At 55.5% G+C, this 15952-nt stretch carries 14 protein-coding genes and 1 rRNA gene; 13 read left to right on the forward strand and 2 right to left on the reverse strand.

Going from position 1 to position 15952, the window contains the following annotated elements; all coding sequences use genetic code 11:
- Positions 1 to 20: 20 nt before the first annotated feature.
- Positions 21 to 137, forward strand: a 5S ribosomal RNA gene (rrf, locus tag AC6IZD_RS02255).
- A 151-nt stretch (positions 138 to 288) separates the two neighbouring features.
- Here the strand turns inward: rrf and AC6IZD_RS02260 are convergent.
- Positions 289 to 1092 (reverse strand): ABC transporter permease, encoded by an 804-nt coding sequence (locus AC6IZD_RS02260; protein ID WP_497786055.1) that lies wholly within the window; start codon positions 1090 to 1092, stop codon positions 289 to 291.
- A complete protein-coding gene (locus AC6IZD_RS02265) occupies positions 1092 to 1841 on the reverse strand; it encodes an ABC transporter ATP-binding protein (protein ID WP_497786056.1) in 750 nt (249 codons plus the stop codon). Before AC6IZD_RS02265 ends, AC6IZD_RS02260 begins: the two co-directional genes overlap by 1 nt.
- A gap of 233 nt (positions 1842 to 2074) precedes the next feature.
- Here AC6IZD_RS02265 and AC6IZD_RS02270 point away from each other — a divergent pair, with 233 nt between their 5' ends.
- From AC6IZD_RS02270 to eutJ, 12 genes are all read left to right on the forward strand, one after another.
- On the forward strand, positions 2075 to 4447 hold the full coding sequence (locus tag AC6IZD_RS02270) for a PAS domain S-box protein (RefSeq protein ID WP_497786057.1): 2373 nt from the start codon (positions 2075 to 2077) through the stop codon (positions 4445 to 4447).
- A 264-nt stretch (positions 4448 to 4711) separates the two neighbouring features.
- Complete coding sequence (locus AC6IZD_RS02275; RefSeq protein ID WP_497786058.1) at positions 4712 to 6838, forward strand: sigma 54-interacting transcriptional regulator; 2127 nt, start codon at positions 4712 to 4714, stop codon at positions 6836 to 6838.
- 487 nt (positions 6839 to 7325) lie between these two features.
- On the forward strand, positions 7326 to 7640 hold the full coding sequence (eutM, locus tag AC6IZD_RS02280) for an ethanolamine utilization microcompartment protein EutM (protein WP_497786059.1): 315 nt from the start codon (positions 7326 to 7328) through the stop codon (positions 7638 to 7640).
- A gap of 26 nt (positions 7641 to 7666) precedes the next feature.
- Positions 7667 to 8473, forward strand: a complete 807-nt coding sequence (gene pduB / locus AC6IZD_RS02285; RefSeq protein WP_497786060.1) for a propanediol utilization microcompartment protein PduB — start codon at positions 7667 to 7669, stop codon at positions 8471 to 8473.
- A gap of 13 nt (positions 8474 to 8486) precedes the next feature.
- Positions 8487 to 10154 carry a propanediol/glycerol family dehydratase large subunit gene (locus tag AC6IZD_RS02290; protein ID WP_497786061.1) on the forward strand — a complete coding sequence of 556 codons (1668 nt, stop codon included), beginning with the start codon at positions 8487 to 8489 and terminating at the stop codon, positions 10152 to 10154.
- 16 nt (positions 10155 to 10170) lie between these two features.
- On the forward strand, positions 10171 to 10824 hold the full coding sequence (locus AC6IZD_RS02295) for a propanediol/glycerol family dehydratase medium subunit (RefSeq protein ID WP_497786062.1): 654 nt from the start codon (positions 10171 to 10173) through the stop codon (positions 10822 to 10824).
- A gap of 22 nt (positions 10825 to 10846) precedes the next feature.
- Positions 10847 to 11395: a diol dehydratase small subunit gene (locus tag AC6IZD_RS02300; protein WP_497786063.1), complete on the forward strand. Its 549-nt coding sequence runs from the start codon at positions 10847 to 10849 to the stop codon at positions 11393 to 11395.
- An 18-nt stretch (positions 11396 to 11413) separates the two neighbouring features.
- Positions 11414 to 13243, forward strand: coding sequence for a diol dehydratase reactivase subunit alpha (locus tag AC6IZD_RS02305; RefSeq protein WP_497786064.1), 1830 nt, complete (start codon positions 11414 to 11416; stop codon positions 13241 to 13243).
- 2 nt (positions 13244 to 13245) lie between these two features.
- Positions 13246 to 13719 carry a glycerol dehydratase reactivase beta/small subunit family protein gene (locus tag AC6IZD_RS02310; protein ID WP_497786065.1) on the forward strand — a complete coding sequence of 158 codons (474 nt, stop codon included), beginning with the start codon at positions 13246 to 13248 and terminating at the stop codon, positions 13717 to 13719.
- A 5-nt stretch (positions 13720 to 13724) separates the two neighbouring features.
- A complete protein-coding gene (locus AC6IZD_RS02315) occupies positions 13725 to 14363 on the forward strand; it encodes a BMC domain-containing protein (protein ID WP_497786066.1) in 639 nt (212 codons plus the stop codon).
- Between the two features lie 72 nt (positions 14364 to 14435).
- Positions 14436 to 15059 carry a hypothetical protein gene (locus AC6IZD_RS02320; protein WP_497786067.1) on the forward strand — a complete coding sequence of 208 codons (624 nt, stop codon included), beginning with the start codon at positions 14436 to 14438 and terminating at the stop codon, positions 15057 to 15059.
- 46 nt (positions 15060 to 15105) lie between these two features.
- Positions 15106 to 15942 carry an ethanolamine utilization protein EutJ gene (eutJ, locus tag AC6IZD_RS02325; RefSeq protein WP_497786068.1) on the forward strand — a complete coding sequence of 279 codons (837 nt, stop codon included), beginning with the start codon at positions 15106 to 15108 and terminating at the stop codon, positions 15940 to 15942.
- Positions 15943 to 15952: the final 10 nt, after the last annotated feature.

Here is a 15952-nt window from a genome sequence, read left to right on the forward strand (position 1 = left end):
TCTCATGTTCTTTACAAGTTTCCGGTGATCATACCGCAAGGGAAACACCCGTTCCCATCCCGAACACGGAAGTTAAGCCTTGCTGGGCCGATTGTACTGCACGCGAAAGTGTGTGGGAGAGTAGGACGTCGCCGGATTAAATAAAGGCCTCACGCTCATACCGTGGGGCCTTTTCCGTTTATCCCTACTTACCTTTGCTCCACTCTGCACACGACACATCTGTCGTTCTATTTAGTATCAGACCACAAATGAGAGGGCACCTCGGCTCACGGATCGCGATGTGCTTTCTTATGAGACCGATTCTGCCGAGTAGCGTGCAATCAGTCCCGTACGAACTGCGAACCGGTACATCCGGGTGAAGAAATAGCATGCTGCCGATACGTAGAGAATTGCCAAGCTAAGGCCGACGACCAGGGCGGTTGTCGACGCGTGCCCACCGTGCACGATCATACGCATCGACTCGAATACATAGGAGGGCGGCAGTGCGTGTGAGATCATCTGCATCCAGTGGGGAAGGGTTGAAATGGGGTAATACACTCCAGCGAAGGGAACGACGAAGGCTGGAATAGGCCAGACGAACCACTCTGATGCGGGGCCAAGTCGCAGAACCATTCCGCTGCCCACTACACCCAATGCAATTCCAAAGAGAAAGAGCACAAGAAGAAACGGAATCAGCGAAATTCCATAGCTGAGGAATGAAAGGCCGAATATCGCGCTGGCCACTAATAGCATTATTATCAAGCCAATCGATGTGGTTGCAATAGATGACAGCACCAGTCCGCCTATGTATTCCGAGATGGACAGCGGTGACGCGAACACATTCAGAAAGTTGCGTGACCAGACGTCTTCGAAGAAGGCCATTGTCACGCCTTGCATAACCCGCGTAAAGAAATCCCAGAGCAAAACGGCCCCAAGCAGGGACGGCACGAAGTTCATACCCGGGCCAGCGACCTTGTCCAGATAACGCGTGATAAATCCCCACAGCACCATGTCGATTCCTACCCATGCAAACAAGGGAATCACGCGCGAGAAGCTGCCGCGTATCAAGTAGATTTGGCGGAGGAATATGGCAAAGGTGCGGGTCAAGAACACTATTCGACTCCGAGAGTGAGCGGTTCGCGCGCTACGGTGATGAACAGCTCCTCGAGCGACTCCTTGCCGTGCTCACTTGGAAGTGTCTTGGGATCGCCCTCGAGTAAGATTCGTCCATGCGAAAGGAAGAGTACGCGATCGCAGACTTCCTCGACTTCGTACATGTTGTGTGATGTCCAGAGCACGCCGCCAGTACCGCTGGCCGCGAATTCGCGAATACAATTCCGGATATCCTTCGCCGTCGCCGGATCCAGTGATGCAGTAGGCTCATCGAGCAGCAGAAGTTGTGGCCGGTTCAACATCGCTTTCGCTAAACACACTCGCGTCTGCTCACCTGAACTGAGCACCCCTGCTTTCGACTGCCGAAATCTGGTCAAGTCAAATTGGACGAGAAGTTCCTCGATGCGAGCCCCGAGCTGTTTCACGCCATAGATCATTCCGAAAATTCTAAGGTTCTGCTCAACAGTGAGATTTCCGGGGAGTGGAGCGTAAACAGCTGCGAAGTTCGTGCACGTTAAGGCGCGTGATCTTTGTCGGGACAGGTCTATACCAGCTATTGCGATTCGGCCGCAGGTCGGCTCAAGTACTCCGAGTACCATGTTGATGGTCGTTGTCTTTCCTGCGCCATTTGGTCCGAGCAGTCCGACGATCTCATTTGGAGCAACTTGGAACGAGATGCCGTCCACCGCAAGTATGTCGCCGTATCTCTTACTGAGTTCCGAAACTAATAGGACTGATGTTGTCGCCATGGATACAGGCCGCATCTCATTCCTGCGGCATTCCTGAGATTATCACGCCGCAAAAGAACAACTAGGGCGTGCCATTCTCGACATGTTCCTGCAAGCCGACCGACCACCTGTAACGAATAAGCATCACATCAGGTCTGTTACGCCACGCTGATTTCGCGGCTCTTCATCCTCTATAGAGCATTTGCGGATACCGCTTTGGCGTAGCCAGCTTTCGTTATAAAGTATGTGCCCTTATGGCCAGCTACCCTGTTCCTCATGACGAGTCGGAACGCCTGAAGGCTTTGTTCGAATTGCAAATACTGGACACGCCTCCTGAGGACGCGTTCGAGCAGATCACACGCTTGGCGGCCATGATCTGCAAGACACCCATGTCGATCGTCACGTTGCTGGACGAGAAGCGACAATGGTTCAAGTCTCGGTTTGGCGTCCACGTAACAGAGACTCCGAGAGAACTTGCGTTTTGCGCCCACACCATCATGCAAGACGAAGTGCTGGTGGTACCCGATGCGAGTAGCGACCCAAGATTCAAAGAAAACCCTCTGCTGAAGGGAGACCTGAAAATCCGTTTCTACGCGGGCGCCCCGATCATAGTCGGAGGCATGGCGATCGGAACGCTGGCAGTGCTAGACACAGTGGCGCGTGAGCTGAGCAGCGAACAGCGTGAAGCCCTTCACTTGTTGGCGAGGCAATGTGTTCAGCAGCTTGAAGTGCGCCGACTCGCTTTTACCCGAAAAGAGATGCTGGAGGGAGTCCTGAATGCTTCTCCACTCGCGGTTGTTCTACTCAACACACGAGGGGATGTAATTTCTTGGAACAAGTCTGCCGAACGGATCTTTGGATGGCATAGTGGAGAAGTCCTGAATCGGCGATATCCGGCCGTGCCTGCAGGGCGTGAGGCTGATTTCGAGCGAACGCTTGCGGGGATGTTAAACGGGTCAGAATATCAATTCGACACGGAGCGGCAGAGGAAAGATGGTTCTGTGTTTCCAGCACGAGTCTGGGCTGCTGCACTTCGAAATCCACATGGTTCAGTCGTGGGAGCCGTAGTCCTGGTCGAGGACTTAACAGGCGAGCAGATGCTGCACAACCAGTTACTTCAACTTGGCGCTGCCGTATCAGCTTCTGAAGATGCAATCATTTCTCAGGACCTAAAAGGCAATATTCAGAATTGGACAGGCGCAGCAGAGAAGATTTACGGGTACTCTGCCTCCGAAATTCTCGGGCACCACATAGCTGTGCTTTTGCCGCCCGAGTCCCGGGACAAAGTGAAAGATGGTCTGGAGTATATCCAAGCAGGCAAATCGTTCACGCACTCGCAAACGCACTTACGCAAAGATGGTAGACGACTTCACGTTTCGGCTACTTACGCACCGTTGCGCAATCTCGCAGGGCAGATCACAGGGGTGTGCGCCGTTATACGAGACATCAGCGCACAAATATTGATTGAGCAACAGCTAGCTCAGGCGCAAAAGATGGAAGCTGTGGGGCGACTAGCCGGAGGTGTGGCTCACGACTTCAACAACATGCTTGGCGTCATTCTTGGGTACGCTGAGCTTGCCGATTCCAGCATTCCTCCTGACAGCCCTCTCAAGAGGAGCTTGGCCATGATCAAGACGACTGCAATGCGCTCCGGCGACCTTACGCGTCAACTGCTGGCATTCAGTCGGAAGCAGATATTTGAGCCGGTGCTACTCGATTTGGACGAGGCCGTGGTCGAGTCCCAGAAGATGTTATCTCGCGTTATCGGAGAGGATATCGAGCTGGAGTTGCTCTTGAGATGCGGACATCGCAGAGTGCTTTGCGATCGCAGTCAGTTACAGCAGGTACTGATGAACGTTGTCGTTAACGCACGCGATGCGATGCCTAAGGGCGGCAAGCTTAAGATCGAGACGGATTCATTCTTCGGCAAGCCTTCCTCGACCACGCCATCAGGTGCTTATCTGGTCATGAGGATTTCAGACACCGGTACCGGGATTGATCAAGGTACGCAGGCGCACATGTTTGAGCCATTCTTCACAACAAAACAGTTAGGAAAGGGCACTGGCTTGGGACTGTCAACCGTTCATGGGATTGTCACCCAAAGCGGTGGTCATATTACCGTGCAGAGTGAGGTCGGGGCAGGAACTACATTCGAGATATTTTTGCCAGAAGCGTCGGATGGCGAGCAGCGCACGCAGCTTAAAAGCTCAGAGCGAAATCCGGTGCGCGGTGTCGGAACTGTGTTGCTCGTCGAAGACGAAGCTTCTCTCCGACAGATCGTTGCAGAGTGGCTTAGAGCCCAAGGCTATTCCGTAATCGAAACAGAAAATGGAGAGCAGGCGATTCAGACCGTCGGTTCCACGCAAGATGGAATCGATGTAGTTCTCACCGACATAGTGATGCCCAAAGTGAGCGGCAAAGAGCTCGTTCGGCAGCTACGATCGCGGTATCCGACTTTGAAGGTCCTTTACATGTCTGGTTACGCGGATGAGGTCCTCGACGCGCCCGACGTGAGCGAGCCGGGCGTCTCGTTTATTGCCAAGCCTTTCACCGCGTCGGCGCTTAGCTTGGCGCTCAACAATCTGTTAACGAGTTCTATTCAAACAGAGCAAGACAATGTCGCGTGACGCCTGCAAGCATTTTCTAAACGCTATGTAGTCGTTCGCCATCTCTTCGCAGAGAGTAATACGACGAGATACTCACGATGCCCATGCTCCTGTGTACGTGAGTCCATTCAGAAACTTGGCCCTCGGTCATTGCACGGCCCACAACTCGACAAGCCCCCACAGTTACTGCTCGTATGATTCAGATCCTTGACAGCAAGTAGTTTTTAGCAGAATGTGTGTGCTGCAAATTCTCAGGCCCGCTAGATCTCCTGGTAAGGAGAACGTATGGCTAGTCCCCAGCTTTCTCGACCGACATTATCGTCAGAGATATCTCTAACCGACCTGTTCAAGGTGGAATACCTGCAGAAGCTGCAGGATGCGTTTGCCCAAGCCACCATGGTCGCGTCCATCATCACCCGCCCTGATGGAACTCCTGTAACTCAGCCCAGCAACTTCTGCAGGCTTTGCAACGATGTCATTCGAAAAACCGAGAAGGGACGGGCAAATTGTTTTTGTTCCGACTCTGTCATTGGAAAGCAGAACCCACAAGGGCCGACGGTACGGATCTGTCTGAGTGGAGGGCTGTGGGACGCAGGCGCTAGCATCACCGTCGATGGTCAGCATATCGGCAACTGGCTGATTGGGCAGGTGAGAAACGAAGCGACTGACATCGAGAAAGTAATGCAATATGCCGACGAGATCGGCGCTGATCCACAAGCCTTTCGTGAAGCGTTCGAACAAGTCCGCCTAATGTCGATGGAGCAGTTCGAAAACATTGCACGCCTTGTTTTTCTGATGGCGAACGAACTCTCGGTACAAGCCTACCAAAACCTGCAGCTTTCGACGAGTCTGGCGCGTCGCAGGCATGCAGAAGCGGCACTGCGAGAGAGCGGTGATCGTCTGAAGTTATTACTGGACGTGAATAATGCGGTCGTTTCCAAGCTTGAGCTTGCTGAGTTGCTCGAGCTGATTTCGAAGCGCGTGCGTAGCGCCATGCAGTGCGACGCAGTTTATCTTGCGATGCCCGATTCGGTTGCGCGTCGTTATGTCGTCAGCGGACTCGATTTCCCGACCTCCAAGGGACTGCTACGTGAAGGAATGCTGATTGATCGCAACTCATCGGGAGCTGGTATCGCATTCACCACCGCGAAACCTCAAGACTACGGAATGCTTCCGGACTGGCTTAATCCGCAACTACGCAGCATCTGCGAGGCCGAGGGATTTCAGTCGGAGTGCTGTATTCCCGTAATCGCAGGCGGCACCACGGTTGCGGTACTCAGCCTGAGCGATCGCCGAGACTCATTCTTCGGCGCGCGCGATATTGAGTTCCTTACGCAAGTTGCCAACCAGGTTGCAATCGCGCTGGGGAACGCATTGCAGTACCAGCGTCTAAGCTTGTCTCGCGAACGCCTCGCGGAACAGAACCTCTACTTGTCTAACGAGATCGAGGATTACAAGCGCGTCGAGCCGATCATCGGCGACAGCCAGGAGATGCGCAGGGTCTTGGAACTTGTGGATACGGTCGCGAAGACCGACTTCACAGTGTTGATCCAGGGAGAGACCGGCACTGGCAAAGAGTTGATCGCACGCGCCATACACAACCGCAGTCCGCGGCGTGACCGAATGTTTGTGAAGTTCAGTTGTGCTGCGATACCGGCGGGGCTGCTTGAAAGCGAGTTGTTCGGTCATGAGAAGGGCGCCTTCACTGGCGCGATCGAAAGAAAGATCGGCCGCTTTGAGTTAGCCAACGGCGGCACTCTGTTCCTTGATGAAGTGGGCGACATCCCAAAGGAACTTCAGCCGAAGTTGCTGAGAGTTTTGCAGGAGCGTGAGTTTGAGCGGCTCGGGAGCACTCGATCCATCAAGGTCGATGTGCGGTTAGTGTCGGCTACCAATCGTTCTCTTGAGAACATGGTTGCTGAAAACGAGTTTCGTCCTGATCTTTTCTATCGCTTGAATGTTTTCCCGATACATCTGCCAGCGCTTCGTGAGCGTGTTCGAGATATCCCATCATTGATCCGGTATTTTGTTTGGAAGTACTCGCAGAGCATGAACCGTAAAATCGAGGAAATTCCAAGCAGCGTCATGGAAGCGTTCATGCGCTACAAGTGGCCAGGAAACATTCGTGAGTTGCAGAACCTCATACAGCGCGCAGTGATTCTTTCTTCGGGGTCGGTGCTGGCTTCTCCTTTCTCCGAGCCTGCGCAAGCAAAGCTGATCGCATTTGGCGTGCGCGAAAAGCAGCCAGGTGAAACACTGGTCGATCTCGAACGCAAGCATATACAGAAGGTGCTCAAAGAGACCGCTTGGGTTTTGGGCGGAGAGGAAGGCGCCGCATCCCGGCTTGGCATTCCACGAACAACTCTTCTGTATCGCATGAAACGACTCGGCATTGCTCGCAGTCAAAGCTGAGCAACGCACGATCGCAGTACTGACAACCTCGTCATCCCCTCGCTTCGAACCGAGCATACGTGTGTCTAACAATCCGTCAACAATTAGCGGTTTGTCTCTGACGGAACTCCGCGTCGAACCGCTGTCAACCTTTCGACATTGACGCTCACAAAGGTTCGACACTCTGAAGTAATCCAAAACTTAACCAGCGCCATTTGAGCCAGATGCAATGCACAGGCACCCCACTTGTGTCATGGCACGGCACTTGCAACTTCTTGAGCCCGGCTGTCCGTTTGTTCATTTCGGCCCGCCGCAGGAATTCACAGATTGCTTGGACATTTCAGCAAGTGAGTGATGACCCGAGACGTCATGAGCCCCCGAGAATCCGCATCGCGATCATGGGGCACACGGACGTTTGAATGTGATGAAAAGGCACCCAGGCCAGTCAACGCGGTTGGCCAACGCAAAGTTTCACTACTCGAACCGGTTCTGAGAAGGAGGATTTCAGATGACGAAGGAATCACTGGGAATGATTGAGACCCGTGGCTTGGTCGCCAGTATTGAAGCGGCTGATGCCATGGTGAAGGCAGCGAACGTCGTGCTGGTCGGACAAGTAAAAGTTGGAGCCGGACTGGTGACGTCGATGGTGCGCGGCGATGTCGGCGCGGTGAAAGCCGCAACCGATGCGGGCGCAGCGGCGGCAGCCAAAGTCGGTGAAGTCGTGTCCGTGCACGTCATTCCGCGTCCGCACTCGGATGTGGAGAAGATTCTGCCGGCAAGCGAACCCTTAACCGCGGCAGCGACTGCCGGAAAATCCGAGTAAGTCGGATACCCGTGGAGGAATAGCAGATGCAAGAACAATTGGTTGACAAGGTTCTGCAAGAAGTTATGAAGCGTGCGGGTGCGGGCGCAGCAGGTACGGCCACGGCCGCGGCTCCGGCGAAGATCGCCGGGAACGGATCCGAACTTGCCCACATCACCGAGTTCATTGGCGTCAGCACGGGCGATACCCAGGGAGTCGTGATCGCAAATCTCGATCCGGCCATTCACGAGCTCTTTGGCTTTGATCCCAAGTACCGCTCCATCGGCGTCATTGGTGGACGCACGGGAGCCGGCCCGCAACTGATGGCTGCCGACGAAGCAATCAAGGCGACCAACACCGAAGTGATCCTCATTGAAATGCCAAGAGATACCAAGGGCGGAGCTGGCCACGGCAACTTGATCGTGTTCGGTGCCGAAGATGTCTCCGACGCACGTCGTGCTGTCGAGGTCACCCTTCAGAACGTCCCCAAATATTTCGGCGATGTGTATGCCAATGATCAGGGATACACAGAGAACCAGTACACCGCGCGCGCCAGCAAAGTGCTGAGCAAGGCGTTTGGCGTTCCCGAGGGCAAGGCCTTTGGCCTGATCCTTGGCGCGCCTGCCGTTGTAGGCATGCTGATGATCGATACCGCGGTGAAAGCGGCTGACGTTCAGGTCCTTGGACTTGGCACCCCGAAGAAGAACACCAGCTTCAGCAACGAAGTGTTCGTGTGGGTGACGGGTGACTCGGGTGCAGTTCGTCAGGCCGTAATCGCAGGTCGCGAAGTAGGCAACAAGTTGCTTTGCGGATGGGGCCAGAAACCGAAGTCGGCTGGAACACCGTACATCTAGAGGGAGGCTTGCAATGGCGAAGAGACAAAAACGCTTCCAGGTGCTAGCCGACCGACCGGTGAACAAGGACGGCTTCATCAAGGAATGGGTGGATGTTGGACTGGTTGCAATGGACAGTCCTAATGACCCCAAGCCAAGTATCAAGATTGAGAACGGCTCGGTGGTTGAACTGGACGGCAAGCGTCGCGATGAATTCGACATGATCGATACCTTCATCGCGGATCACTGCATCGACAAGGTGGTTGCGGAAGAGGCAATGGCGATCGACAGCGTGAAGTTTGCACGCATGTTGGTTGACATCAATGTTCCTCGCGCCGAAATCGTCCGTCTGTCTGTTGGCCTCACCCCGGCGAAGATCGTCGCAATCATGCGCGAAATGAATGTCGTCGAGTTAATGATGGCCATGCAGAAGCTGCGTGCCCGTAAGACGCCGATGAATCAGGCTCACGTCACGAACCTGAAGGATGCGGCTCCACTGCTGGCGGCAGACGCTGCTGAAGCAGCGTACCGTGGCTTCGCGGAAATCGAAACCACAGTAGGCGTCGGACGCTATGCCCCAATGAATGCACTGGCACTGCTGGTTGGTGGACAAACCGGACGTGCTGGAGTGTTGGCGCAGTGCGCGGTGGAAGAAGCACTGGAACTGAGCATGGGTATGCGTGGCCTGACCCACTATGCCGAGACGGTGTCGGTGTATGGCACCGAGCAAGTGTTTGTGGATGGCGACGACACGCCATGGTCGAAAGCATTCCTGGCTTCTGCCTATGCATCTCGTGGCCTGAAGATGCGCTACACCTCGGGCACCGGATCAGAAGTGCAGATGGGCTATGCCGAAGGCAAGTCGATGCTGTATCTCGAAGTCCGCTGCATCATGATCACCAAGGGCGCGGGCGTCCAGGGCTTGCAGAACGGCTCCATTAGCTGCATCGGCGTTCCAGGATCAGTTCCTGCCGGCATTCGCACAGTTCTGGCCGAGAACGTCGTCACCACGCTGATGAATCTGGAAGTCGCTTCCGGCAACGACCAGACCTTCACCCATTCCATTGAGCGCAACACTGCTCGCATGCTGATGCAGTTCCTGCCCGGCACGGACTTCGTGTTCTCCGGATACGCCGCCGAGCCGAACTACGACAACATGTTTGCCGGCTCCACGCATGATGTGGACGACTATGACGATTACCTCGTTCTGCAACGCGACCTTCAGGTTGATGGTGGCCTGAGACCCGTGACGGAAGAGGGCGTCATCGCTGTTCGCAACAAAGCTGCGCGGGCGCTGCAGGCGGTGTTCGATGAACTCGGCTTGCCTCCGATCACCGATGAGGAAGTCGAAGCTGTCACCTATGCCCACGGCACCAAGGACATCGGCGACCGCAACGTTCCTGAAGATCTGCGCGCAATCGACGAATTCATGAAACGCGGCAGCACAGGCCTGGATGTTGTCCGGGCGCTGGCGAAGCGCGGATTCAATGATGTTGCCGATGCTGTACTCCGCATGCAGATTGGAAAGGTCGCGGGCGACTATCTGCAGACCTCGGCTGTTTATACAGACAAGTTCGAGGTGCTGAGCGCCATCAACAATGCGAATGACTACGAGGGACCGGGCACCGGTTACCGTTTGTCTGGCGATCGTTGGGAGATGCTGAAGAACATCCCGCAAGCGATCGACCCCAAGAGCATCTAGGGTGGAGGTTTGATCAATGCAAATCACAGAGGAATTGGTAAGACAGATCATCCTGGATGTCTTGGAGCAAGAAGAGTCGACGAACGGAAAAGCTTCTGCTTCGAAACATCAGGACGAGCAGGTGCCGCCGCTCTCATTCCGCGAACTAGGCACGGCAACGCCGGGCACTGATCGGAATGAAGTGGTCGTCGGTGTGCCACCCGCATTCGGCACCTACATGACTAAGACAATCATCGACATCCCGCACAGCGAAGTGCTGAAGGAAATCTTTGCGGGTATCGAAGAAGAAGGGTTGAAACCGCGCCTGGTTCGCGTTGACCGCACGGCAGATGTGGGCGCAATCGCTCACGACGCCGCTCTGCTTAGCGGATCAGGAATTGGCATCGGAATTCTCTGCCGTGGCACGGCAGTGATTCACCAGCGCGATCTCGAGATTCTCCAGAACCTGGAGCTCTTCCCGCAGTCGCCGCTGGTCGATCGCGAAGTTCTCCGCGCTATTGGTCGCAATGCGGCCAAGTACGCGAAAGGCGAACGTCCGAACCCGGTCCCAACGCGCAACGATCCAATGGCACGCCCGAGGTACCAGGGTTTTGCCGCACTGCTTCATAACAAGGAGACACAGCACGTGAAACTTGGCGCACCGAGCGTTGAACTCGCGGTGCAGCGCTAGGTGGATCCAGGAGGTATGTTTCATGGCTCAGCAAGCAACGAAAATGGCACCAGAGATTTCTCCTGAGATGATTGCGGCTGCGGTCAAGCGAGTCCTTGCTAACCTTTCAGAAGGCAACGGGAGCGCGGTTGGCACGGCAGCCGCTCCAGCCAAGGAGCGTACGCTCGACGCCAACAAAGATTACCCACTCGCAATCAAGAGACCTGACCTCGTGAAATCTGCAACAGGGGCAAGGCTCAACGAGATAACCCTGGACAAGGTTGTTGAAGGCAAACTGACCTTCGATGACATCAAGATTCACCCCGACACACTGGAATACCAGGCACAGATCGCCATCAGCGCTGGCCGTCCGCACATTGCGAAAAACCTGCGCCGTGCGGCGGAACTGACCCGGATTCCCGATGCCAGAGTGCTCGAGATCTACAAGGCACTTCGTCCGTATCGTTCCACGAAACAAGAGTTACTCGACATCGCAAATGAACTCGAGACAAAGTACCAGGCACGAATTTGTGCAGAGTTCGTTCGCGAAGCCGCAGGTGTTTACGAGAAACGCGGTCGAATCAAAAAGTAATCCTCGGGGGCTATGGCAATGAAGTACATCGCCGGTGTGGATGTAGGAAACAACACGACGGAAGTGGCAATCGGTCAACTCTCCGGCAAGGATAATGTCCGGTTCCTTGCGAGTTCGATGGTGCGAACCGTCGGAATCAAAGGCACTCTCCGCAACGTGTTGGGAATCATCGACGCCCTGGATCTTGCGCTGAGGCAAGTCGAACTTCAGCGCAAAGACCTGAGTGTGGTGCTGCTGAACGAAGCAACACCGGTGATTGGCGACATAGCAATGGAGACGATCACGGAAACCGTGATCACGGAGTCGGCAATGATCGGGCACAACCCCTCCACGCCGGGTGGAGAGGGTTTGGGCCTGGGACAGACGATTCCGATCTCTGACTTGGCTCGCGCCAACGGAAATGGAAAACCGTGGATCGTAATGATCCCGGGTGAGACACAGTTTGAGGACGCCGCTGCCCAGCTTACAAAAGCAATGTCACACGGAATGAAAGTGACAGGCGCCATTGCGCAAAAGGACGACGGCGTTCTCATTAACAACCGCCTTCCTCATCCAATTCCCATCGTCGATGAAGTCAAGTTCATCGACAGGGTACCGGTGGGGATGCCGGCGGCGCTGGAGGTCGCGAGACCGGGACGAACGATCGAGAAGCTCTCCAACCCGTTCGACATCGCGACGGTCTTTAACCTCGATCCGGAAGAAACACGCAAAGTGGTTCCGATTGCTCGCGCGCTCATGGGCACTCGCAGCGCGGTGGTGATCAAGACTCCAAAGGGTGACATAGAAGAACGACGCATACCCGCTGGAAAGATCGTATTAATCGGACAGAAGCATCGGGCCGAGATTCCTGTCGAGGCAGGCGCCGAAGCCATCATGCAAAAGCTCTCCGAAATTTACCCGCTCGAAGAAGTGCAGGCAGAAGCGGGAACGAACGCCGGAGGGATGTTTGAGCAGGTGCGGCGCGTGATGGCGGATCTGACGGACCAACCTGTCCACACAATTCGTGTGCAGGACATCCTGGCCGTCGATACGTTCAAACCACAACAGGTGCTTGGAGCCCTGGCTGGAGAGTATGCGTTGGGTAACGCCGTTGGTCTAGCTGCGATGGTTCACACGCAGAAGCTTCCGATGCAGCGACTTGCTCGAAAGCTACAGGACGAGATTGATGTACCCGTTCAGGTTGGTGGAGTCGAAGCGGAGATGGCAATCCGCGGCGCGCTCACCACGCCCGGAACGAAAGCTCCGCTCGCAATCGTTGATGTAGGCGGAGGTTCGACAGACGCAAGCGTCATCAATTCAACAGGCGAGATCAAGAGCACGCATCAGGCTGGTGCGGGCGACATGGTCACGCTGCTCATCAACACCGAACTGGGCCTGAATGATTTCGATATGGCGGAGAACATTAAGAAGTTCCCGCTTGCAAAAGTTGAAAGCCTGTTCCACATGCGCCACGAAGATGGTTCGGTGCAGTTCTTCCATCAGCCGCTCGATCCAAAGCTTTTTGGACGCGTAGTTGTGCTGACCGATACAGGCCCGGTCCCGCTCGAAAGCAAGGAACTGCTCTCGAAGATCGTCAGCGTGCGCCAGGATGCGAAACACAAAGTCTTTGTGACGAATGCAGTGCGCGCGCTTGAACGCGTTGCTCCTGCGAACAACATTCGGCTGATTCATTCCGTGGTGTTAGTGGGCGGTTCGGGACTGGACTTCGAAATCCCGAAGATGATTTCCGATGCACTGCTTGACTATGCAGTGGTTACTGGCCGAGCCAATGTTCGTGGGACCGAGGGACCGCGAAACGCAGTCGCAACCGGGTTGGTGCTTTCGTACGCGATGGAGCATGAGGGCTAGCGATGGCGGAACTTTCAGAACTCGATCAGGAAAGGCGCCCAGCCGTCAGGATCCTCTCCTCTGGATGCACAGAGGACGAACTGCAGCCGATTCTCTGGGGACTCGAGGAGGAAGGAATTCCTTACGAGTTGCAGGAAATTACTGAAGGCGACGCCGCTTTCTTGGCGAAGAAGGCAGCGCACATGTCGACCCTCAACGTAGGCATCTCTGCAGATCACAGAGCGAACGTTGTTGTGCTGCATCATCGCGATCTGGCCGAGCGGGCACCGCTGTTCACGTTTCCGCTCGACAAAACGAGTGCATGGAAGTTGCGGCAGCTCGGCGCCAATGCGGCGCGCCTCGTGAAGGGTGATCCGCTGATGTTCGATGATGAACCCACATTTTCTGAGCCGCAGGCTAGCCCCCCGGCCCAATACGACGACGCGATCACTGAAGCCATTGTCCGTTCGGTTCTTGAGCTATTAGCGAAGGGGTAGGAGTCATGGAAGCAGCGAGCCTTGGATTTATCGAAACACTCGGATACGTGGCGGCCGTAGAGGCTGCCGATGCCGGAAGTAAGGCAGCCAACGTCATCATGCTTGGATATGAGCGTGGGCGCGCAGGCTTGATCACTGTCCGGTTTTCAGGAGATGTCGCTGCTGTACGTGCCGCAGTAACGGCGGGTACTGTGGCCGCTTCAAGAGTCGGAACGGTTGTGACCACGCATGTGATCGCACGTCCTTCGAAGCAGCTTGCTAAGCTTCACCCTCAGTTTGAGAAGCCAGCGAACGGAATGCGCAGCGTGCTCACTCCTCACCACCCAAAGCGCGGCGAAGCCAAACCTGAACCCGAGACTGCTTCGGCAAAAGCGGCGACGCCTCCAGCAGAAAACAATGTCGCAGTTGAGTACCCGCCTGCAGATGTGAAAGTAGCAGAGGACAACACCGCAACCAAGGCCGCGCCCACAGCAGTTGAGAATGACCAGTTGACGGCAGCGCCAGTTGCAGTTCCGGGAGAGATGCAAGAGGGAGAGCCTCAGGCTCTTCCTCCACCACAAGTTTTGCAAGAGCAGGATGCGCGTGCCAAGGCGACGATTCGCCATAAAGCCAAAGCGCACCGGGCCGAGGGGAAGCGTAAGTAGTATGCACGGCTCCGCGGGAGCCGCTTGATTGGCAACGCAAGTTTTGAACGAATTCGAGCAAAGGAGCGCGCTGTGGCTGAACTTCGTGCGTACGTTTATCTGGATCGTTTGCAGCCCCAACTGAGTGCATATTTCGGCACCAACATGAGAGGCTACCTGCCGGTGGTCGGAATGGCTGCCATGCTTATTGAGATTGCCCCCGGCATTGCTATCAACAAAGTTGCGGACGCGGCGTTGAAGGCTGCCTACGTCCAGCCAGGATTCCTCATTGTTGAGCGCAGCTTCGGCGTGCTCGAGTTCCATTCACGGACGCAGGCCGATGTGCAGCATGCAGGACAGGCGGCGTTGCGGTGCCTGGGTGTTGAAGAAGAGCAGAGAGTGAAACCGAAGATCCTGAGCTCCGAAATCATTCACAAGGTGAATGACTATCACGCGCAGGTAGTCAACGTGTCACGTCTGTGCTCGGTCATTATTCCCGGACAAGATCTTTACATCATGGAAGTCGTTCCTGCGGCTTATGTCACCTACGCGGCTAACGAAGCAGAGAAGAACGCGCAGGTCACGCTGGTTGATTGCCGCGTGTTCGGTGCCGTAGGGCGTCTATATCTCGGAGGTCGTGAGTCTGACATTGAGCGTGCGGCTGGCGCGGCCGAGTCGGCAATACAGAATTTGATGGGCACCGAAGTAGCAGTGTAGCCGCGGCAATCGTTGTGCACGTCCGCGGAGATCGTGGAGAGCAGCGGTGGAAATCGATGAGAAAGCCGGCGAACTTTTGGAACGGTTCGCGTCCGTACTTCAGCCCAATGAGGGCGGTATTCCTCGCGGCGAGTTATTCGCGGGCGTGGACTTGGGTACCGCCTACATTGTGACCGCAGTGGTGGACGAAGAGGGAGTTCCTGTCGCAGGTGCCATCACACGCAGCCGTTCGGCAATTCGCGACGGTCTGGTGCTTGATTACACCGGAGCAATCAAGATGCTTCGTGCTCAGGTCGATTCCATACGCAGCGCGGGTTATGCAATCGAGCGGGCAGCGGCGGCATATCCTCCGGGCACTACGGGAGCGAATGCGAAGAGCTTTTCTCATGTACTGCAGGCAGCAGAACTCGAGGTCACCGGCATGATTGACGAGCCGAGTGCGGCTGCAGTTGTACTTGGCGTTCGCGAGGGTGCTGTCGTGGACATTGGTGGCGGAACCACGGGAATCTCGGTTCTGCGCAATGGGCGCGTAGTCTATACCGCCGACGAACCAACCGGTGGCAATCACGTGGATCTTGTTCTCGCAGGCAACTTCAAGATCGATGTGGAAGCAGCGGAGCGAATGAAGACCGATCCGGCACGCCAGCGAGAGCTGTTCCCGGTAGTGCGCCCCGTGTTCCAGAAGATGGCCACAATCGTGAGAACTCACCTTCGCAACCGTGGTGTGAACTTGCTGTACCTGGTCGGGGGCACAAGCGCTTTTCCGGGGATCGCTGACGTGATGCGAGAGGAAACCGGGTATGACGTTATCGTACCGGACAATCCTTTGCTAGTCACGCCACTAGGCATTGCCTTGAGCTGTGCGGGATTTGCCTGCATGTAGAGGTAGAGGC

This window comes from Koromonas humicola (genome assembly GCF_059726255.1).